Here is a 19979-nt window from a genome sequence, read left to right as displayed (position 1 = left end):
TACATCTGTAATGGCGGCTATAAATTTATGTTCTGTGTGTAAACGGATGAAGAAATATTTATTGCTTTTTATACTCAGCTAATGCCTTATCTATATAAGCTGCTTCTTCTTCTGATGGTTCACACATAGGCAAATTGAATGCACCTGCAGGCAAACCAAGTTTACGAACTGCGTATTTTACAGGAATCGGATTTGTTGTAATAAACATGGCTTTTGTAATTTCAGCCAAAGTCTGATGAATGCGTATCGCTTCGTGATTATGCCCTGCTTCAAAAGCCTGAATCATCGCATTGATATCCGTGCCGGCTACATGGGCAACAACAGATACGACACCACATCCGCCAACGGATAAAATCGGTAATGCCAAACCATCATCTCCGCTATAGAGCATAAAGGACGGATCCGGTAATAATCGTTTGATTTCAGAAGCGATCATTAAATTACCGCTTGCTTCTTTAATTGCACAAATATGCGGATATTCTTTATGTAACCGGGCCAAAGTATTTGGAAAAATACCGGTACCTACTCGACCTGGCACATTATACACCATAATCGGTAATGTAGTTGCCTCTGCGATAGCTTTAAAATGTAAATATTGTCCCTGCTGATTCGGCTTATTATAGTATGGAACCACTACGAGTAAACCATCAATTCCAGGAATCGTTGACACTTCTTTTACAAAGTCTACAGATCCTGCCGTATCATTTGATCCCACGTTAGCGATAATTGATCCTTTGTGACCGCATTCTTTGGCGATTGCCGAGAAGAGTTTCAATTTATCCTCTCTGGATATGGTTGGATTTTCACCTGTTGTACCGCATACGACTAAACCATCCGAGCCATTCTCTAATAAATAATTTGCCATTGAAATGCAGTTTTGAATATTTACAGATCCATCCTCATTGAATGACGTAACCATAGCTGTTAATACACGTCCGAAGATTTTCATATCTGTCCTCCCCCTGATCGATAATTAGAATGCTTGTTTTTCCACCAAGTATTCGGCAATTTGTAAAGCGTTTAATGCAGCGCCTTTACGTATTTGGTCCCCTACAATCCAAAAATTCATTGCCTTATCGTTATATAAGTCTTTACGGATACGACCGATTTCACAGTCGTTTTGATTAGATGTATATAGTGGCATAGGATAAATTTGCTCCGCCGGATTATCTTTTACCTGTAGACCCGGGAATTTTTCACATGCCGCTTTGAAAGCTGAAACAGATACAGGTTCTGCAGTTTCCACTAATACGGATTCAGAGTGCGAACGGTATACAGGTACACGTACCGTAGTCGGAACCACCTGAATCGAATCGTCATGAAGAATTTTATGAGTCTCATTGACCATCTTCATTTCTTCTTTAGTGTAATCATTATCGAGGAAAACATCTATTTGTGGTAATAAATTGAAAGCTATAGGGTAATGTTTCGGTGCCGACCCTGTCGGCAACAAATTAGCGGTCATTTCCTCGCCTGCCGTATATTGTTTAACTTGATTTTCAAGCTCTTCAATACCTTCCTTGCCGGCCCCGGAAACAGCCTGGTATGTACTTACAATGATACGTTTAATTGGGGAAATATCATGTAGCGGTTTCAGTCCCAAGCTCATGATAATAGTGGAGCAGTTCGGGTTAGCGATGATGCCCTTATGTTTTAAAATATCCTCCGGATTAACTTCCGGCACTACGAGCGGTACTTCAGGATCCATTCGGAATGCACTTGAGTTATCGATGACGATAGCACCTCGTTTAGCCGCCTCCGGTGCTAATGTTTTAGAAATTGAACCACCTGCAAACAGTGCAATATCGATATTTTCAAAAGATTCAGGCTTTGCCTCCTCAACTATGTACGTTTTACCGTTTACCGTTAATTCAGTACCGGCGGAACGTGCGGAAGCCAATAATTTAAGATTTTCATAAGGAAAGTTTCGCTCTTCGATTAGTGTAATAAATTCGGCCCCTACAGCACCGGTTGCACCAAGAATTGCAAGATTTGGTTTTTTCATGAATATATCTCCTTGATTATATATTATAAATAATGCTCCAATCCGTATGTTAAGCCCGGTATAGATGCTATCTTTTTACAAGCCAATACAACACCCGGCATAAAGGATAAACGGCTCAAGCTGTCATGTCGTACGGTCAATGTTTCATCGTACCCGCCGAATAAGACTTGTTGATGTGCCACATAACCGGGTAGGCGTACACTGTGTATGGTTACATCATTCACTTTGGCACCGCGTGCACCGGGTAAGCTTTCACGGGTCAAATCCTCATCAGCTGTAACCTGTGCCGCCATTTTTGCATCATTAATTAATTTCGCTGTCAGAATTGCAGTTCCTGACGGAGCATCATATTTGTGATTGTGATGCAATTCAATGATTTCCACATTCGGAAAATAAGGTGCTAACTCAGCGGATACCTTCATCATCATAACGGCACCGAGTGAGAAATTAGGTGCCACTAGACAATTTGCATTATGTTTACGGCCGATTGTATCTAGCTCATTCCGCTGTTCCGCCGTTAAACCGGTTGTTCCGATTACAACATGAATACCGGCAGAGAGCATTTTTTTTGCATTTTCGTAAATAACTGCAGGACTTGTGAAATCGACGATAACATCAGGTTTTGTATCACCTAAAACCTCATCCACAGAAGCCTTCATGGTAATGCCTAGTTGTTCAATACCAGCTACTGTACCTATATCCTGACCTGATTTTGTAGGATCGATACCGCCTACCAAAGTTAATTCGGAATCATTATGTACCGCTTTGACCACTTCACGGCCCATTTTTCCGCCGGCACCGTTTACCATTACTCGAATCATATATCCCCCTCCAAAAAAGCCAGTGGAAGTATCCACTGGCCTCATAGTTTATACAAATAATATAACTCATACTAAAAGATCAATGATAGCACTCCACCAATAATATATTGATGACAGTCATCCACTTATTAAATAGACAACCAGAACGATGTTTTGGCAATCATCGAACTTCGGCAAGCATCCCTTTTATCACGATTCAATGCATGCCGGCTCCTCATGATTACTCTTTATACTCGCTCCTCTACCAATTTATTTAGTTAATATAACTAGTATAAGAAATTATACGCTTTTAGTCAATGAAAATGGTCAATTAGTTCCTGTGCCGCCGCTAATGCCGTCTCGGACATACTGCGACCTGACATCATTGATGCTATCTGTATAACCCGTTCTTTACTGTTTAAAACCGCTAATGTTGATACGGTTCGTTCATCCTGTTCTATCTTGGATAAATGATAGTGTTGTTTCGCGATACTTGCCGTCTGCGGTAAGTGTGTAATACAAAACACCTGATTCATTTTTGATAAAGCCAAGATTTTTTCAGCTACCTTTAGGGCAATATCACCGCTGATGCCAACATCGATTTCATCGAATACCATCGTTTTGTAGGTATCGGTGCGAAATACCGATTTGAAAGCTAAGGCTATACGCGCCAACTCGCCACCGGAAGCTACCTTATGAAGCGGTAATAACTGCTCCCCTTTATTCGCTGTAAACAGCAATTCGATGGATTCGGCACCCAAAGCCGTCAATTCATCGGCTTGAACGATTTGAAATTCTATATTTCCTTTAAGCATACCGAGGTCGACTAATTCTTTCTGCAATGCAGCAGTGATGAGCTTTGCATTTTTTGACCGAATTGTTTCTAATTCAATAAGAGCTGTTTTTGCCTTACTTTCAGTCTGATGTAATCGCTCCTCCAATTCATCCTGAGCGAATACCAAATGTTCTAATTCCTCAAGTCGTGCCTGCGCCCTGTCCTCATAAGCCAGGATATCCTCAATGCTTTCACCGTATTTTTTCTTCAATCCATAGATTGTAGTATCACGATCCTGGCAGAATTTGTAACGTTCCTCATCATAGCTGATATTATCTCTATAACGATCAAGTGATTGAGCCGCCTCTTCCAGTTGAAAGTAAGCCGAATTGACCATTTCGGATACATCTTTTAAAGATTCATCGTATTTAAGGAGGTCATTGACCTCTATCTTGATTGAATTAACCGTATCAAGTAGTGGTTGCCGACCGTTATAAAATGCATCATAACAGGAAGCGAGGACCTTATCAATATGCTCAAAGCTGTCGAGCCGTTTAAGTTCTTCAGAAATAGCTGTATCTTCGCCTACTGTAAGCCCTGCTTCCTCAATTTCGTCGATTTGATATCGCAACATATCAAGTTCCCGAGCTCGTTCCGCCATATTCTCCTGTAAATGATCCACCTCTCGCTTTGCTTCTTTATAAAACTTATAAGCCTCCACATAATTTTTATAAGCCCTCTGGCCTTCCGTATTATATGTATCAAGGTATTCGTGATGTGTATCGGCCTGCAATAGGCGTTGATTACTATATTGACCATGAATATCAGCCAAGCACTGTCCAATTTCCTTAAGTGCTTTAAGCGGTATCGGCTGATCATTTGCGAGAATCGTAGATTTACCGTTCTTGTTAAATGATCGAGATAGTATCAACTCATCGTCTTCGACAATAATATTTTTGGATTCCAATAATTCTTGTATACTTTTGTGATTGGCGATATCGAAAGTTCCATCTATAACAAAACTATCTTTACCGTGACGAATGAACTCGCTGCTTGCGCGTTCTCCTAAAAGGATACTGAAGGCATCCATAAGAATGGACTTCCCTGCCCCAGTTTCGCCGGTAAAGATAGTAATACCATCGTTAAATGAAATATTCATTTGCTCAATCAACGCAAAGTTACGAATGCTCATTTGCGTCAACATATATTTAGTCCTTCATTAAATCTTGAATTCTAGCTAAAATTGCAGGAACTTCCGCTTCCGTTTTTGCAATTAACAAAATTGTATCATCCCCGGCTAAGGTACCGATGATTTCATTCCATTTTGCATGATCGATGGAAAATGCAACAGATTGAGCTGAACCCGGAATCGTATGTAGCACGACTTGGTTCAAGCTATGATCCACTTTGATTAGAGAATCTTGGAATAGTCGATTGATGCGGCTGCGAGAAAGAACTACGTTTTCCTCCGGAGATAATGCATATCGATAATGCCCATCACCTGTAGGAATTTTGATTAACATCAGTTCCTTAATATCTCTGGAAACGGTAGCCTGTGTTACCTCAATCCCCTCTTCTAATAAGGCTGCCGCCAATTCTTCCTGGGTCTCAATCGCCTTAGACTGTACGATTTCTTTAATTTTGTTATAGCGATAACGTTTCATGTTGAACTCCCTTTTTTAAACCTGCACATAAAAGAGAATAGTATCTTTCTATTTATTATTATACCATATATTCATAATTAATATATGGTATATATCGCATATAGTATACGTCTTATGCATATTATACTAATATTTAAAATATTGTTAACATTCAATATACTGATTAGCTACAAATGCATAGCCTATAGTATTCATCTATTTATAGGAAATTAATAATTTAAGAATTACTATATACCAATGTATAAATAAAAGACCCGAGAACGGGTCTTTTATTAGTCATATATGCATTAAAGTTATTAATAATAACAAATACTCTATCGCTTCTGTAAAATAAATAATTCAGGGGGCTGGTTTACCTGATTCATAGGCTGCCAATGACATACATTATACAACTTCTGATTCAAGTTTTTTAAATACGATTGCAAGTATTCTTTTTCTGCTAACCCCTCTTCCGTTCCCGGATAAGCAACAACCGTAATAACTCCGGAGTTGTCTAATTTTCCCAGCCCCTCTTGAATAGCATTAATGGTATGATGAGGTTCAGTTATAATTTGATGATTACTTCCTGGTAAATATCCTAAATTAAAAATCATCAGATCAATATCATTATCCTTAATATCTTCTGATAATGCTTTGTCGTGAGATCTATGAATAAATGTGAGACTCACATCCTGGGCAATTCCATTAGACCGTAGTAATTCTTTACTGGTGTTAATGGCCTGCATTTGAATATCAATGCCGTACAAGTGACATCCTTTTTGTGCACGCTCCGCCAGATATAATAAATCATGACCGTTTCCGCAAGTCGCATCGACTACGACTTTGGCATTCGTCATAACGCGATCCCATATGAGATGTTGAAATTGAACGGCATTATTAATATTTATCATAAAAACATCTCCCTTGAGAATGTATATTATAAAAGCTCATCCCTGCGGGATGCCAGTTTCTTAAATAAGGTGCCGAAAAAACATTGATCTTTAAAGCGAACGAACAGACAATACACGGGATTAGAACTGATATGCAATACCTCCTGATTTGTAAAAGTATAATCAAAGGTACCGTCAATACAGATATGAAGTTGCGGCTCCCGTTCCGGCATCGTGATTTGAATGGTATCATCTTCTTCAAGAACCATGGATATGCCCTGAATCAAATGAGGTGCCACAGGTGTGACGATAATTGATCGGTTATCCGGCTTCATAATCGGACCGCCTGCTGAAAGGTTATAACCGGTAGACCCCGTAGCTGATGCGATGATCAATCCGTCAGCAGGATACATTTGCGTATGCTGATTATTAACGGACATATTGATACGGGCCATCTTAGCCGGTTCCGCGCGGGTTATAACGATTTCATTAATGATAGGGACTAATTCTTCTTCATCGCCATTACTGCGATCTATATATGCATATAAGTGGCCCCGTTTTTCAATGTTATAATCGCCTTGAGCTATACGTTTAATATGACTTTGTAACTGATGGACCTCAATCTGATTCAAGAATCCCAATTCGCCTAGGTTAATACCGCATACGGGGACTTTATAAGGGTAAATTTGACGCGCCAAATGAATAATAGTGCCATCTCCACCAAAGCTGAATGCAATATCAATCTGTTTGAATATATCAGGACGCGGTAAGATATGTGTTTTTGGAATTTGTAACACTCGAGCAGGTGCATCGGACTCCAAGTCATCCGGCAAAAAAACTTCAATCTGTTCTTCTCTGCAAATATGAGCTGCCATTTTTAAGACCGCCATAATATTGCTTTTTCCCATGTTGGGGAAAAATCCGATACGCATAGTATATCTCCTATAATGAATGAGCTTCACTTACGACACAATTAATCAATTCGTCATCTATCGGCAAAGCTCCTTCTTTATTTTTCTTAAAATATCCTAAGAACTCAATATTACCTTCCATTCCCTTGATGGGGGAATACGTTAAGCCATAGAGATAAAGACCGCAATCAAAAGCGACATGTAATATTCTCCGCAATACATCCTTATGAACAGCTTCATCCCGAACGATACCGCCTTTACCTACATTTTCCTTCCCGGCTTCAAACTGGGGCTTGATCAAGGCGACCAGAGAGCCTTCAGGCTTTAATAACGTGGTTGCAACCGGCAAAACTTTATCAAGAGAAATGAAAGCTACATCGATGGATATGAAATCAACCTGTTCGCCTAATTGCTCAGGTGTAACGGTGCGAATATTTTGCTTTTCCATATTGATAACGCGAGGGTCCTGGCGTAATTTCCAAGCTAATTGATTATATCCCACATCGATGGCGAAAACCTTTGTAGCCCCGTTTTGTAATGCACAATCCGTAAATCCGCCCGTGCTGGCCCCGATATCAACCATGACCGCATCTTGCAGATTGATGGGATACATTTTGATAGCCTTCTCCAATTTAAGCCCCCCACGACTTACATACGGCAAGGTATTTGCTTTAACGTGAATATCGGCATCTACAGGAATCTTTGTTCCCGCCTTATCGATACGCGTAGTATCCATAAATATAAGGCCTGCCATAATAGAGGCCTTCGCTTTTTCTCTGCTTTCAAAAAGTCCCCGGTTGACGAGAAGCACATCTAATCGCTCTTTAGTACTCATATGACACCATTATACACATAATAAAATTGAATATATGCTACGAGAATACCGAGAATTAATCCGCCGAATACTTCAACAGGCGTATGTCCCAGTAATTCCTTTAAGGCTTCCTTTCGGGTTATAACAACAGGTATATTACGTTTTAAAAAGTAGTCCACAATCTGATTTAAGATCTGTGCTTGACGACCCGCCTCTAACCGTACACCGGATGCATCATACATGACGACAATGGAGAACACCAGAGAAAGGACAAATAAATCCGATACGCCTCCATTTTTTAAAAATATTGCCGTCGTGGTAGCAATGACAAAGGATGTATGAGAACTTGGAAACCCTCCCGATCCTACTAGTCGTTCGAATCGTAATCGACGGAAGCGTACAAGCTGCCATATAAACTTGATGGCCTGTGCGGAAAACCAGCCCCAAAATGCGGCCTGGGCTATATAATTATGTGCTGTTTGTAGCAATATATCAATCATTCCATGTACCTATAATCAGGTATAAACCTCTCTAATTTGTTCGTTCTAACAGATAATCAATTAACGACTCAAGGATGGCTGTATCATAAGCGACGCTCTTCAATGCATCATGTGCCTGATTGCCGACCATATGAGCCTGCCGTATCGCCTCTTCGAGACCCAGTAATGCTACATAGGTCGACTTGTGCTGTCGAATATCGCTTCCGGGCGTTTTACCGAGTTCCTCTATCGTTCCCGTTACATCTAGGATATCATCGGTGATTTGGAATAGCAATCCTAAACAATTCGCATACTCCATAAAAGCCCGATATGTATTTGCATCCGCATCTGCTAAAATAAGCCCCAGTTCAACAGCGGAATTAAACAGTGCTCCTGTTTTGCCTCTATGTAAAACCTTCAATTCCTCCAGCGAAATATGCCGATTTTCGCTCAACAAGTCAAAAGCCTGGCCCCCTACCATACCTTCCGGACCTGCCGCCTTAGCGACACAGCTAATAGCTTTAATTCTCTGCTCTGCGCTGGCGGTTCTATTGGAACCCATTAATTGAAATGCATAGGTTAAGAGGCCGTCCCCGGCAAGAATTGCCATTCCTTCCCCGTATACTTTGTGGTTAGTCAAATTACCGCGACGATAGTCATCATTATCCATAGCAGGTAGATCATCATGAACTAAGGAATACGTGTGAATGCATTCCATAGCGCAGAGAAATTCCTTATAATCCGCAGGGATCTTATCAAACATTTCAAGAACCGCCTGGGTCAGTATAGGGCGAATACGTTTACCGCCTTGCATAAGACTATATTCCATGGATTCATAGAGCGGTGCATATTCCGTATTAGGACTCTTCAATATTTCTCCGAGCCATTGTTCAATATTGTTTTTACTCGATTCCAAGTATGTTTTGAACATATGAATCTCCTTATTCACTGATGCGTACCTCTTCGATAATCTGTTGTACCTCAGTCTCTACGGAATCCAACATGGCCGCACATTCTTTTACCAATGTGAGTCCTTTTTTATATTGCGTCAATAATTCAGAAATTGTCATGTCTCCTTCGTCTAAATTTTTAACGATATCTTCTAATGTTTTATATTTTTTCTCATAACTTTTCAGTGATGCGCTCATCTATATGCACCTCCTTAATTGTTGCAGATACATTACCGTCTGATAATATAATACGGATATCATCTTTAGGATGGACCTGTGATACGGATATAACCGATTGTCCTCTATGTTCAACTTTAGCATAGCCCTTCAGCATCATGTGTAATGGATTAAGTGATTCCATTTGCTGAGCCAGTAATGCTAAATTATGACGTTCTGTACGACAGACTTCAACTGCCGATGTATTCATCGATTGTGAAAGTTGTTGCAACAGTGTTTTTTGTTTATGTAGAAATTGAAGGGCCGGAATCCCCAGTTTACGATTAAATAGTACGGTTAAATCCGTTCTTTTTTGTTGTAACGTATATTGTATGAACTGATGCAGGAATTCTTCTTTCTCCAGTAACTGTTCCTGTAATGTCGTAAGAGGTAAAACCGATAATTCCGCCGCATGGCTTGGCGTGGCCCCACGTACATCTGCTGCGTAATCACATAATGTATAGTCCGTTTCATGTCCCACGGCCGAAATGATAGGCGTATGGGCTTTATAAATCGCCTCCACCACAGCACGATCATTGAAGCACCATAGATCTTCCATAGATCCGCCGCCACGCCCGACAATAATTACGTTTACATCCGGATCTGCATCGGCAGCGGCAATCCCTTTGGCAATAACAGGTCCTGCTGCCGGTCCTTGAACCGGTACAGAATACAATTTAAATTGTACCAGCGGATTACGATTTTTACTTACGTGTAATATATCATGCAATACGGCACCCGATTGAGATGTGACAATGCCGATACACTTTGCCATATACGGCAGAGGCTGTTTATGACTGTCATCAAAATATCCTAATGCGGTTAATTCCTTTTTTAATGCATCAAATTCAAGCTGTAACGGACTCTTTTCCCCTATCTGCATATCTGATGCAATCAGATTTAAACGACCCATTTTATTATAAAAGTTTACGGATGCTTTCACAGTTACCAACAAGCCGTTTTGAATAGATGAGGCAAGCCCTTTTTGCATGACTGTACTGGACCACATGGTTACATCGATAGCGGACTCCTCATCCTTTAAGGCGAAGTACATATGACCGCTGCTATGCCTCTTTGCATTGATAATAGTGCCGCTTACATAGACGTTTTTTAGCAGATATTCGCGATCCAAGGTCCGTTTTATTAAGTTGTTTAATTGCGTAATAGTTAACACATTCACGATTATCTGATAACCTCTTGTAAATAAGCCGCCCCAAACGCATTACCTGTCGCATTATCAACGGAAAACCGAGGCTCTGCTACATGTAATTGTATATGTTGACGTTTACAATATTGTTCGATCCGTTTTCGTAAAATGGAATTACTCATGACTCCCCCCACCGCAACGAGTGTTCTTACCTGATGTTTCTCTAAATGATAGGTAAACAATTTTTCCAGGGAGTTGGCGATACAGGAAAAGACGGCACGCGCCAAATCAGACTTATCCATATCGGGTTCAACGCGCCTCATAGCGGCGCTACAAGGACCAGCAAAACTGATCCATCCGTCTTTTACAGAGGACGGCAATGATTTATAGAATTCAGTTTGCAATGCGAGTAATTCAAGTTCGCGCCCGGCCGGAAATGACAGTCCCATCGCAACACCGATACGATCCACAAATTGACCGCCTTGCAAATCATTAGAGCCGCCGATGATATGAGATGTAAACATACCATTTCCTTCATACCGGCAATGAACGAGTTCCGTTGTACCGCCCGATAAATGTAATGCCAGAAACGGTTCTGTCGGTATGGTCTTCATATTCCGTAAAGCCGCCAGGATATGATTTTCCTGATGAGAAAAGATATGAAGCGGCACATCCATCAAATAGCTTAATGTCTGCCCTTGTCCAAATCCCACCATAAATGCAGGCATGTAGGAACTTTCTTCACGGCGAGGAAATCCGCTGACACCGATACCTTCGATCGATACCTTAGGAAGTTGTTTGATTAAATCAGGTAATGCTCTCGTATGTTGAAATACCATATTTGATTGTTGCAGCCCTCGTTCGCCTGCTTTTACATCGAGAAGCTTTCGCGCTTCTTCCACAATATTGAAGTTGTTGTCGACAATAGCGCAACTGGTCGTATAACAACTCGTATCGATACCTAAATAATAACGCTTCATTATTTGCTCTTATTATATGCATCCAATATGGCGTTTACCAACTTATAGGATGCATCGGACCCGAAAACTTTTGCCAATTGAATCGCTTCATTGATAGTAATGGAAGGTTCCAATGATTCTCTGTCATTTGTCATTTCCCAAAGGGCCAATCGTAAGATTGTGCGATCCACTTTATCCAGATGTTCAACCTTCCGGCTCTTGCAAAATGGTTGTAATTGTTGATCCAGAGTATTTTGATTTGCCAATACGCCCTGTACTATTGACTTGGCATATTCCGTATCCATGTCTTTCGGTACATCCCCTTCCGGAAATTGTACATCGACTTGGTCACTATGAAATTCATTGGCAAATAATAATTGAAAAGCATATTGACGGGCTTCTCGTCGATTTTTTTTAGTTCTCATGTGAGGTCGGCTCCTTTTCTTTCACAATCCCTTCAATATGTACATCCACCTTTACATGATCAAGATCGAGCATATTTTTTAAGATCTGTTGTATTTCTATTTGTAACTGTTTGGACAAATCGATGAGATTATATCCATATAGAGCTTTAATATATATATTGACCTCTAAAAAGCCTTTGCGATGTTTTACGTTAATTCCCGGTAGATTACGTTGACCAAAGGCATGTGTAATACCTTCTACCAGTTCATCATAAAAACGAGGGCTTAACGAGTGAATACCGGGGATAGTTCCCAGCGTTTTAGTCGCCACATCAATAATAACCGAATCGGCAATGTTAATAGTATCCACATCGAGTCCATAATTTAGTTTATTATCTGAAGTCATAGATACCTCCTATGTCCGAGGTGTGGGTACAAGATCGTCAAAAACGATATCCTGTACAACAATATCAATAGTCTGTACTTCAATTTCAGTATAGGATACCAATGCTGTTTTAATACGTTCCTGTAATCGCAAAGCTACATCAGGAATTCGATACCCGTATTGGATGCACACATATAATGTAACCGCAATCGCGCCTTCATCATTAAAGGATATCTTAACCCCTTCATGATCGGTTTTGCGACGAAGTAGCGTATTTACTCCATCGTTAAAGGTGGAGCTCATATGATGAACACCTTTAGTGTCCAAAGCGGTAATGGTAACAATGGTGGCATACACATCATCACTGATCTTAATTTTTCCCGATTCTAGTTCAGTATTTTTTTTAGTCATACTGGCCTCTTTCATAAAAAAGCACTTATCCCCTATATATAATTACATAGACGACAAGTGCTCATAGTGTAAATGTTACGATATATGGGGAATAAAATTCCATGAAAAGATCTGTCCCCAATACATATCAAAACGTATTAGGCGCGTTCGATGTATTGACCTGTACGGGTATCAATACGAAGTACATCGTCCACTTCAATGAAGAGAGGTACTTTTACAGTATAGCCTGTTTCGAGTACAGCCGGTTTGTTACCGCCCGTTGCAGTATCGCCACGGATGCCAGGATCTGTTTCAACAACGCGAAGTTCAACGGCTACAGGCAAATCAAGACCGATTACGATACCTTGGAAGAACATGATAGATACTTCCATATTTTCGAGAAGGAAATTTTTAGCATCACCTAATTGTTCAACATTCAATTCAACTTGATCATAGGTTTCGTTATCCATGAATGTGTAAGCACCGTCGGATTCGTACAAGTATTGCATACGACGGCGGTCAACATGTGCTTTAGGCACCTTTTCACCGGCATTGAATGTACGTTCTACTACGGAACCAGTTTGCAAATTTTTCATTTTTGTACGTACGAACGCCGCACCTTTACCTGGTTTTACGTGTTGAAAGTCAACTATCTGCCATACATTACCGTCGATTTCAACGGTTACACCTGGACGAAAATCATTACTGGAAATCATCTAACTCTTCTCCTTTTAAATACCTATTTCAACTAACTCTTTTGGACTGTGTGTCAACACCTCATAGCCGTCAGATTTGACGATGACACTATCCTCTATTCTCAATCCGATAGAGCCTGATATGTAAATCCCCGGTTCTACCGTAATGATCATATTTTCTTCAAATACCGTATCGGATTTCGGATTGGCTACCGGTTCCTCATGAATATCAAGACCTACACCGTGACCGGTCCCATGGTTAAACTCCCTGGTATAACCTTTATCACGTATATAGTCACGACAAACCGAATCCAGTTCTTTGCCTGTAATACCGGCTCTAACTGCGGCAACACCTCTTTTTTGTGCTTCCAATACGATACTGTATAATTTTTTTTGCTCGTCTGACGCCGCCCCCATAACTATGGTTCGAGTCATATCGGAATGATACCCCTTATATACGGCACCAAAATCAAAGGTTACAAAATCTCCGATTTCAATCACCTTATCACTGGCTACCCCGTGAGGCATACTGGAGCGTTTGCCTGAAGCGACAATGGTCGCAAAGGAGGGTTCTTCCGAACCGCGCTTTAACATTTCCGTTTCTAAGATGATTCGCGCTTCGTTTTCCGTCATACCGACCTTTAATTGCGGTAACAATGCGGAAAATGCGTCATCTCCGATCCTGGCGGCCTTCCGTAATAAATCGAGCTCATCTTCTCGCTTTACGGCCCGAAGCTTGGCAAAATTAGTAGACGTAAAATTAAACCGTTCATCTAATGTATCACATAATGTTTCATATGTATCGACAGGCATATATTTACCTTCTATACCGAAGAGTCCTTCATGAATATGATTATCATTACAAATATCTACAAGAGAATCCATAACAGTCGTTTCATATTGAATTACCTCATATCCCTCACATTGCATTTGAGCCTGTTCGGTATATCTGAAATCGGTAATCATAAACGCTTTCTCCGCGGTGATAACCGCAAAGCCTGTGGACCCTGTAAACCCAGCAAAGTAGTGAAGGTTTGTAGGACTCACTAAAATAACGCCTGTTAACTCTTGCTCTTTGATATACTGCTGTAGCCGATTTAATCCGTTCATAATCATGCTCCTAGTCTATAAAGTACATCTAATATTACCATAAATTACCTATATTGAATAGGATTTCATGCTACTTTTTAAATGCGTCCACCTCTGATGGGGTTAATTCTAGCATTGATCCGACCGTTTCGATACCGTTTAAATCAACAGATCCGACGGAAAGGCGCTTCAAATAAGTTACCGTTCCTCCCGCAGCACCGATCATGCGTTTCACCTGGTGATACTTTCCCTCTTCGATTGTCATGTGCAAAGCGGTTGGCGAAAGAATTTCTAATACAGCCGGTTTACAGACCGTTCCGTCACCTAATACGATTCCCTGACGGATGCGCTGTAATCCGTCAGCTGATAATGTACCGTCATACTCAACATAGTATACTTTTGGTATATGTTTATGACCGTTTATGATAGAATGCCCCCATACACCGTCATTAGTCAATAACAGAAGGCCTTCCGTGTCCTTATCAAGACGACCTACGGGAATGACGCCCATCTTCCGAAATTCGGGCGGCAGTAAATCCATCACGACAGGATGCATCGGGTCTTCCACAGCTGTCACATACCCTTTCGGCTTATGAAACTTAACATAGTATGCCTGTGTACGATTGACCCTTTGGCCGTCAACAGTGATATTATCCGAATCCAGATCAATATGCATATCTTTTCTAGTTACTACTATTCCGTTAACAGATACACGTTTATCTTTGATAATTTGATGTACTTCCTTACGACTGCCGTAGGCTTTATTGGCCAATAGTTTATCAAGTCTCATTACTGATATCCCTGCAGCGTATCTACGTGAGCCGTATCATTCAATAGGTTCAGTATATTATGATCGAATTCACCCATACCATTGTAAAAGACACGATTAATCGCCGTATTACCTTGACTGAAATTCCAGCAATGACTAATGGAGATATCCAGCAATTTGCACAACAACGTCCGAATGGTGCCGCCATGGCAAGTAATGAGTAATGTTTCTTCCTCGTCATTAGCGGAGATAAACTCTTCGAGTCCTGCCCACGCGCGCTCCTGTAATTCCTTAAAGCTTTCACCATTTGGAACTCTGACAATATGAGGTTTTAAATACATTTCATCGATTAAACCGGGCCAACGTTCTTCAATTTCTGAAAACAATAAAGCCTCCCAATCACCGAAATTTAATTCCCGTAATCGTTTATCAGTCGAAATCGGTATCGACCGATTTCGTCGAATAGATTCGGCCGTCACCAATGCACGAGATAAATCACTTGATAAGATTCTGTCAAAATGTACATGACTGAGAGCCTCACCACAAGCCTTAGCCTGTGCTAACCCGTTTTCATTTAAGGGCACATCAGTAATACCCTGATATTTTCCCATCTTGTTCCAGTCAGTTTCACCGTGACGAACGATGTATAACGTTTTCATATATTTTCCTATGCTTTAAATATTTCTTCTATTATACCTGATACAGTCACATTTGATTCATGGTCCTTGATAGCCAGACGAATCCATTGATTACCAAGGCCTTCATAATTATCGCAATTCCGTACAATCATGTTATGCTTCTTCAAAACTTCATTAATCAAATCCGCTGTAATACCGTCTTTCTCAATATGTAACAACATGAAGTTCGCTGATGGCGGATATACTGTAATGCCTTCTATAGCCGACAAACTTTGATACATAAACTTCTGTTCATCCTGTACATCGGATTTTGTTCGTTTTACGTAATCTGAATCATTGAGGGCAGCCTCCAGATAGGCCTGTGCCAAAGTATTGACAGACCAGGCAGGAATAAAAGATTGTAGCTGCTTAATGATATTCGGATTTGCAAATACAGCACCGATTCTCAGACCCGGCACGGCATAAAACTTAGTAAAGGAATGAACTATAATAATGTTATCAAATTCATCAATGAGCTGTCGCATGGACTGCTCATTATCACGAAGCATATCATTTCCAACAAAATCTATAAATGACTCATCGATGACGAGCAGGCTGTTTGCAGCGGCTAACATACCGGCAAGGATACGTATATGATTGATATCAAGTAATGTTCCGTCCGGATTATTTGGATTTCCCAGGAAAACGATAACTCTACCGTCCTGCCCCCTTAGTTCTGCCGCAAATGTTTCTAATGCTAAGTAAGGTATCTCGAAATACGGTACTCCATTATCATCGATACGAGGTCGATAGAATATATCACGAACCGGAATATGACTGGCTTTTAAAGCCTCTTTATATTCAGAAAATCCCGGTGCCGGAACAAATGCCCCCGTATAATTCGGCAGACGACAAATCGCATAAAGCAGTTCAGCTGCTCCGTTCCCCACAACAATTTGGTTTTTATCTACACCATATGTATCGGCAATCGCATTTAATACATCATCATTTGTGGCATCCGGATAATGATTAATATACCGCAATCGATTATGTAGCGCATCAAGTCCCTTCTGATTAGGGCCCAATGGATTAATATTGGCGCTAAAATCAATAACCTCATACGGTTCAATACGTTGTTCATGGGCAAACTTAAAAATATTGCCCCCATGTATATCTGACATAATATTCTCTTTCTGTTATAAACTTTATTTTCATCGCTTGATATAGGTCAATCCCTCGTTAGTTGTTTCTACAGTATCTACATACGTTAGATGTGGTAAAGTTCGCATGATTTCATGCTTACAATCATCAATACCACCATAATCAACGGGAAATAATAAACCCATGATAGTACCGCTATGAGCGATAATAGTACCGACACTATGATAATGTACACCGATATCGTGAAAGTTGTATAAATCAGGTTTATATAGGATGCGTTGATTACCGAAGGCACTCAATGTAGCGGCTTGCCCGATAAGATTGATATCATGAGTCTTTAATCCTCGCTTAAAAAGATCCAGTGATTCTTTTATAATCGGTTCTTTCTCCTTGATTTTATCCGTTAAATCATCCTGTCGGTTGAAAGCAATCGTATCGATACTTCCTCCTTCATCAAAGACGAGGATTTTTAAGGGCGGACACATACCTAAATGTTCGGAAATAGTTCCTTCAAAATAATCAAACTGCGTAACTCCTGGATAAAATGAAGCATCTGTAGGTTCAACGGTTAAGCAGATACGCTCCAGCTCTTTAAATGATAACTCACGATGTATTGCAAGGGCTGTCGCCATGGCCGTCACGGCGATATCTGCGGAACTGGATGCCATCCCCTTTCCTTGCAAAATGTCCGATCTCACATATACGGATGTATCTGTTTTGTCCTGTCGGTTCCGGTCTAAAACAAGTTGTCTGGCACGAGCAGATTTTGGTTGGAGGGAACAAAAGTAATTATAAAAAGGATGTTTCACATCGCTTAATGCATAGGAGTATCGATTTATGGGACAAGTCACTAAAAATGACTGTCCATCAATGGACCCTTGGAGAAATTCTCCACATGTACCGGGGGCTCTCACATAATAGGTCACCATGAACTCCTTTCATCAAATGCATTAATATAAGGTCAGAGGTAAATACTTTATGATTTACGTTCTAAAATACGGCTGGATTGGATGCAACCGTAGCGGATAAAATAGATAAAATGATGATATATACAAATAAAAGCAATACCTCTGTCACTTCTGTAACAAAACCGTATGTATCGCCGGTAGTACCTCCCAACTGTTTTACGATATATCCGTTTAAAGCTATATTGATAATATAAGCGACAATCATGCTTATCACATTGATTTGGAAAATACCTAATGTAGCATATACCAATATACCTAATCCAGCTATATATTCTACATCAGGCACGGAAATCACCGCATAGACTCCATATAGTACGGTATACAAGATACTGCCGATGAAAAGCAATATAAGCGGCATACAGAATGTAGAAATCGTATTATATAGCATGACATGCTTGGGGGCATAATTTGCAAAGGCGGCGCCCATGCCTTCTTTACGCGCATAAGGATACGCTCGAATACTGAATACCATGGTCCATCGACTCATGAGAGGCATCATGATAAGTGCCATCGGAATAAATTCGGCGGATGGAATAGCAGCCAATAATTGCCATTTTAAAAGCGTAACAAAAATAAAGGCGACGACCCCGAATGAACCGACATGACTGTCCTTCATGATTTCAAGCTTCCGCTCCCTCTCACGTCCGGAAAACAGTCCATCGCTGGTGTCCATCAAGCCATCCGCATGAAGTCCGCCTGTCAACAGAAACTCAGCTACTACGATGATCAGCATTAACGGCATGCGAGGTATAAATAAGGATAAAATACCGTATAATATAGCCAAAAATAATCCGATAATCAAGCCTACATAAGGAAAAGCGGCCACGGATTTACCGAAAGCCTCTACTGACCAATCTGTCTGGTTCACTAATTTTATACGTGTCAAAAATTGCAATGCAATAAAGAAAGGTGTCATTGTTCCATCATCCCATAGGTTATAACTGTACTGATAATAACCATCAGCAATGTCGTAAAGTACATCATATAAATAGATCTCGTAATATGATTGCGATTCATAGCTTCAATAGGATCGCCCATATATTCACGAAAGGTCATTTTGTTGAAATATTGGTTATATCCGCCTAAACGAATGTGTAAGGCTCCTGCTACCGGTGCTTCGGCATAGCCGCCATTTGGACTTGGATGCTTATTAGCATCGCGAACCCCTATCTTAAAAGCCGACTTTGCATCAAATCGTAGAAAAAATGCGGATACGACTAAGAGAATAAATGTAATACGAGCCGGAATCCAATTTAAGATATCATCCAAGCGGGCCGCCACACGACCGAAAAATAAATATTTCTGATTCTTGTATCCCATCATGGAATCCATCGTATTTGCGGTTCTATAAAGAATAGCCCCCATGGATCCACCCAGAATAAAGAAAAATAGCGGTGCAACGATACCGTCAACGGTATTTTCAGCAATTGTTTCTACCGTAGCGCGTGTAATTTCACCTTCATCAAGATCGGCTGTATCACGACCTACGATCCAAGATAGCCGTTGACGGGCACCTTCAATATTACCATGTTTTAAAAGCTGTCCGATTTCAAAGCCCGCCCCTGCTAAAGAACGAGGAGAAATAGAGATATAGAGTAAAAGCACTTCGATGGCGTAATAAACCCATTCATGAATCACGCCGCCAATCCAAAGTATAAGCGAAGCGAGAATATATACGGTCAATAAAATAAGACCTACCGCAATACCTCCGTACCATAATTTTTTTGTATCATTATCGGTTTCCTTGTAAAGAACAGCCTCAAAAAAGGAGATAATGCGTCCGATGATCGCTACCGGATGATATTTACTTTTAGGATCCCCTATAAAAATATCCAATAAAAATGCTAACACGGGAATACAAACGAAGCTATATTTTGTAAACCATTGCCATACTGTTAACTGTTCCATTTAA

At 40.5% G+C, this 19979-nt stretch carries 24 protein-coding genes and 1 riboswitch; all 24 genes read right to left on the bottom strand.

The annotated features are described in order from the left end of the window. Nucleotides 1-58: 58 nt before the first annotated feature. Entirely contained in the window at nt 59-949 is an 891-nt protein-coding gene (gene dapA / locus VEHSUH05_RS07075) for a 4-hydroxy-tetrahydrodipicolinate synthase (RefSeq protein ID WP_054673384.1), read from the bottom strand. A gap of 24 nt (nt 950-973) precedes the next feature. Beyond that, nucleotides 974-2005 (bottom strand): aspartate-semialdehyde dehydrogenase, encoded by a 1032-nt coding sequence (locus VEHSUH05_RS07070; RefSeq protein ID WP_038115044.1) that lies wholly within the window; start codon nt 2003-2005, stop codon nt 974-976. Between the two features lie 23 nt (nt 2006-2028). Continuing rightward, on the bottom strand, nt 2029-2826 hold the full coding sequence (gene dapB, locus VEHSUH05_RS07065) for a 4-hydroxy-tetrahydrodipicolinate reductase (protein WP_054673379.1): 798 nt from the start codon (nt 2824-2826) through the stop codon (nt 2029-2031). Nucleotides 2827-2904: 78 nt separating this feature from the next. Further along, a riboswitch (Lysine riboswitch) is annotated at nt 2905-3078 on the bottom strand. Nucleotides 3079-3119: 41 nt separating this feature from the next. Then, on the bottom strand, nt 3120-4784 hold the full coding sequence (gene recN / locus VEHSUH05_RS07060) for a DNA repair protein RecN (RefSeq protein ID WP_105091159.1): 1665 nt from the start codon (nt 4782-4784) through the stop codon (nt 3120-3122). Nucleotides 4785-4788: 4 nt separating this feature from the next. Continuing rightward, nucleotides 4789-5244 carry an arginine repressor gene (gene argR / locus VEHSUH05_RS07055; RefSeq protein ID WP_038115034.1) on the bottom strand — a complete coding sequence of 152 codons (456 nt, stop codon included), beginning with the start codon at nt 5242-5244 and terminating at the stop codon, nt 4789-4791. Between the two features lie 314 nt (nt 5245-5558). Further along, a complete protein-coding gene (gene mnmM / locus VEHSUH05_RS07050) occupies nt 5559-6134 on the bottom strand; it encodes a tRNA 5-(aminomethyl)-2-thiouridylate-methyltransferase MnmM (RefSeq protein ID WP_105091158.1) in 576 nt (191 codons plus the stop codon). A gap of 26 nt (nt 6135-6160) precedes the next feature. Further along, complete coding sequence (locus VEHSUH05_RS07045) at nt 6161-7045, bottom strand: NAD(+)/NADH kinase (RefSeq protein ID WP_038115031.1); 885 nt, start codon at nt 7043-7045, stop codon at nt 6161-6163. Between the two features lie 10 nt (nt 7046-7055). Next, nucleotides 7056-7859, bottom strand: a complete 804-nt coding sequence (locus tag VEHSUH05_RS07040) for a TlyA family RNA methyltransferase (RefSeq protein WP_105091157.1) — start codon at nt 7857-7859, stop codon at nt 7056-7058. Next, nucleotides 7856-8338, bottom strand: a complete 483-nt coding sequence (locus VEHSUH05_RS07035) for a divergent PAP2 family protein (RefSeq protein WP_105091156.1) — start codon at nt 8336-8338, stop codon at nt 7856-7858. Before VEHSUH05_RS07035 ends, VEHSUH05_RS07040 begins: the two co-directional genes overlap by 4 nt. 31 nt (nt 8339-8369) lie before the next feature. Further along, nucleotides 8370-9248 (bottom strand): polyprenyl synthetase family protein, encoded by an 879-nt coding sequence (locus VEHSUH05_RS07030; protein ID WP_105091155.1) that lies wholly within the window; start codon nt 9246-9248, stop codon nt 8370-8372. Nucleotides 9249-9258: 10 nt separating this feature from the next. Further along, on the bottom strand, nt 9259-9465 hold the full coding sequence (gene xseB, locus VEHSUH05_RS07025) for an exodeoxyribonuclease VII small subunit (RefSeq protein WP_038115019.1): 207 nt from the start codon (nt 9463-9465) through the stop codon (nt 9259-9261). After that, complete coding sequence (gene xseA / locus VEHSUH05_RS07020) at nt 9440-10663, bottom strand: exodeoxyribonuclease VII large subunit (protein WP_105091154.1); 1224 nt, start codon at nt 10661-10663, stop codon at nt 9440-9442. The genes xseB and xseA overlap by 26 nt, the downstream gene beginning before the upstream one ends. 2 nt (nt 10664-10665) lie before the next feature. Then, nucleotides 10666-11610: a Kae1-like domain-containing protein gene (locus VEHSUH05_RS07015; protein ID WP_105091153.1), complete on the bottom strand. Its 945-nt coding sequence runs from the start codon at nt 11608-11610 to the stop codon at nt 10666-10668. Next, nucleotides 11610-12014 (bottom strand): transcription antitermination factor NusB, encoded by a 405-nt coding sequence (gene nusB / locus VEHSUH05_RS07010; protein ID WP_105091152.1) that lies wholly within the window; start codon nt 12012-12014, stop codon nt 11610-11612. The genes VEHSUH05_RS07015 and nusB overlap by 1 nt, the downstream gene beginning before the upstream one ends. Further along, the gene (locus tag VEHSUH05_RS07005; RefSeq protein ID WP_105091151.1) at nt 12004-12399 is read right to left on the bottom strand and encodes an Asp23/Gls24 family envelope stress response protein; all 396 of its coding nucleotides are present in this window, start codon (nt 12397-12399) and stop codon (nt 12004-12006) included. The genes nusB and VEHSUH05_RS07005 overlap by 11 nt, the downstream gene beginning before the upstream one ends. Before the next feature lie 9 nt (nt 12400-12408). Next, nucleotides 12409-12789, bottom strand: coding sequence for an Asp23/Gls24 family envelope stress response protein (locus tag VEHSUH05_RS07000; protein WP_038115008.1), 381 nt, complete (start codon nt 12787-12789; stop codon nt 12409-12411). 137 nt (nt 12790-12926) lie between these two features. Beyond that, the gene (efp, locus tag VEHSUH05_RS06995; protein WP_038115007.1) at nt 12927-13484 is read right to left on the bottom strand and encodes an elongation factor P; all 558 of its coding nucleotides are present in this window, start codon (nt 13482-13484) and stop codon (nt 12927-12929) included. Between the two features lie 15 nt (nt 13485-13499). Further along, complete coding sequence (locus VEHSUH05_RS06990) at nt 13500-14573, bottom strand: M24 family metallopeptidase (protein WP_105091150.1); 1074 nt, start codon at nt 14571-14573, stop codon at nt 13500-13502. A 70-nt stretch (nt 14574-14643) separates the two neighbouring features. After that, nucleotides 14644-15342: a pseudouridine synthase gene (locus VEHSUH05_RS06985; protein WP_105091149.1), complete on the bottom strand. Its 699-nt coding sequence runs from the start codon at nt 15340-15342 to the stop codon at nt 14644-14646. After that, on the bottom strand, nt 15342-15980 hold the full coding sequence (gene cobC / locus VEHSUH05_RS06980) for an alpha-ribazole phosphatase (RefSeq protein WP_054673360.1): 639 nt from the start codon (nt 15978-15980) through the stop codon (nt 15342-15344). The genes VEHSUH05_RS06985 and cobC overlap by 1 nt, the downstream gene beginning before the upstream one ends. An 8-nt stretch (nt 15981-15988) precedes the next feature. Next, nucleotides 15989-17119, bottom strand: a complete 1131-nt coding sequence (locus VEHSUH05_RS06975; RefSeq protein ID WP_105091148.1) for a pyridoxal phosphate-dependent aminotransferase — start codon at nt 17117-17119, stop codon at nt 15989-15991. A 30-nt stretch (nt 17120-17149) separates the two neighbouring features. Beyond that, entirely contained in the window at nt 17150-18028 is an 879-nt protein-coding gene (locus VEHSUH05_RS06970; protein ID WP_281252026.1) for a GHMP family kinase ATP-binding protein, read from the bottom strand. A 61-nt stretch (nt 18029-18089) separates the two neighbouring features. Next, on the bottom strand, nt 18090-18983 hold the full coding sequence (gene cobS, locus VEHSUH05_RS06965; protein ID WP_105091147.1) for an adenosylcobinamide-GDP ribazoletransferase: 894 nt from the start codon (nt 18981-18983) through the stop codon (nt 18090-18092). After that, nucleotides 18980-19975 (bottom strand): adenosylcobinamide-phosphate synthase CbiB, encoded by a 996-nt coding sequence (gene cbiB / locus VEHSUH05_RS06960; RefSeq protein WP_038114993.1) that lies wholly within the window; start codon nt 19973-19975, stop codon nt 18980-18982. Before cbiB ends, cobS begins: the two co-directional genes overlap by 4 nt. Nucleotides 19976-19979: the final 4 nt, after the last annotated feature.

The sequence above is a fragment of the Veillonella denticariosi JCM 15641 genome (genome assembly GCF_002959855.1).
In the GTDB taxonomy this organism is placed as follows: domain Bacteria; phylum Bacillota; class Negativicutes; order Veillonellales; family Veillonellaceae; genus Veillonella; species Veillonella denticariosi.
Note: the sequence above shows the minus strand (reverse complement) of the source record. Positions and strands in the feature narration are given on the sequence as shown.

What these genes read in the sequence shown, in the direction of transcription:
- dapA (WP_054673384.1), bottom strand. Translation starts at nt 949, where the DNA reads ATGAAAATCTTCGGACGTGTATTAACAGCTATGGTTACGTCATTCAAT.
- VEHSUH05_RS07070 (WP_038115044.1), bottom strand. Translation starts at nt 2,005, where the DNA reads ATGAAAAAACCAAATCTTGCAATTCTTGGTGCAACCGGTGCTGTAGGG.
- dapB (WP_054673379.1), bottom strand. Translation starts at nt 2,826, where the DNA reads ATGATTCGAGTAATGGTAAACGGTGCCGGCGGAAAAATGGGCCGTGAA.
- recN (WP_105091159.1), bottom strand. Translation starts at nt 4,784, where the DNA reads ATGTTGACGCAAATGAGCATTCGTAACTTTGCGTTGATTGAGCAAATG.
- argR (WP_038115034.1), bottom strand. Translation starts at nt 5,244, where the DNA reads ATGAAACGTTATCGCTATAACAAAATTAAAGAAATCGTACAGTCTAAG.
- mnmM (WP_105091158.1), bottom strand. Translation starts at nt 6,134, where the DNA reads ATGATAAATATTAATAATGCCGTTCAATTTCAACATCTCATATGGGAT.
- VEHSUH05_RS07045 (WP_038115031.1), bottom strand. Translation starts at nt 7,045, where the DNA reads ATGCGTATCGGATTTTTCCCCAACATGGGAAAAAGCAATATTATGGCG.
- VEHSUH05_RS07040 (WP_105091157.1), bottom strand. Translation starts at nt 7,859, where the DNA reads ATGAGTACTAAAGAGCGATTAGATGTGCTTCTCGTCAACCGGGGACTT.
- VEHSUH05_RS07035 (WP_105091156.1), bottom strand. Translation starts at nt 8,338, where the DNA reads ATGATTGATATATTGCTACAAACAGCACATAATTATATAGCCCAGGCC.
- VEHSUH05_RS07030 (WP_105091155.1), bottom strand. Translation starts at nt 9,248, where the DNA reads ATGTTCAAAACATACTTGGAATCGAGTAAAAACAATATTGAACAATGG.
- xseB (WP_038115019.1), bottom strand. Translation starts at nt 9,465, where the DNA reads ATGAGCGCATCACTGAAAAGTTATGAGAAAAAATATAAAACATTAGAA.
- VEHSUH05_RS07015 (WP_105091153.1), bottom strand. Translation starts at nt 11,610, where the DNA reads ATGAAGCGTTATTATTTAGGTATCGATACGAGTTGTTATACGACCAGT.
- nusB (WP_105091152.1), bottom strand. Translation starts at nt 12,014, where the DNA reads ATGAGAACTAAAAAAAATCGACGAGAAGCCCGTCAATATGCTTTTCAA.
- VEHSUH05_RS07005 (WP_105091151.1), bottom strand. Translation starts at nt 12,399, where the DNA reads ATGACTTCAGATAATAAACTAAATTATGGACTCGATGTGGATACTATT.
- VEHSUH05_RS07000 (WP_038115008.1), bottom strand. Translation starts at nt 12,789, where the DNA reads ATGACTAAAAAAAATACTGAACTAGAATCGGGAAAAATTAAGATCAGT.
- efp (WP_038115007.1), bottom strand. Translation starts at nt 13,484, where the DNA reads ATGATTTCCAGTAATGATTTTCGTCCAGGTGTAACCGTTGAAATCGAC.
- VEHSUH05_RS06990 (WP_105091150.1), bottom strand. Translation starts at nt 14,573, where the DNA reads ATGAACGGATTAAATCGGCTACAGCAGTATATCAAAGAGCAAGAGTTA.
- VEHSUH05_RS06985 (WP_105091149.1), bottom strand. Translation starts at nt 15,342, where the DNA reads ATGAGACTTGATAAACTATTGGCCAATAAAGCCTACGGCAGTCGTAAG.
- cobC (WP_054673360.1), bottom strand. Translation starts at nt 15,980, where the DNA reads ATGAAAACGTTATACATCGTTCGTCACGGTGAAACTGACTGGAACAAG.
- VEHSUH05_RS06975 (WP_105091148.1), bottom strand. Translation starts at nt 17,119, where the DNA reads ATGTCAGATATACATGGGGGCAATATTTTTAAGTTTGCCCATGAACAA.
- VEHSUH05_RS06970 (WP_281252026.1), bottom strand. Translation starts at nt 18,028, where the DNA reads ATGGTGACCTATTATGTGAGAGCCCCCGGTACATGTGGAGAATTTCTC.
- cobS (WP_105091147.1), bottom strand. Translation starts at nt 18,983, where the DNA reads ATGACACCTTTCTTTATTGCATTGCAATTTTTGACACGTATAAAATTA.
- cbiB (WP_038114993.1), bottom strand. Translation starts at nt 19,975, where the DNA reads ATGGAACAGTTAACAGTATGGCAATGGTTTACAAAATATAGCTTCGTT.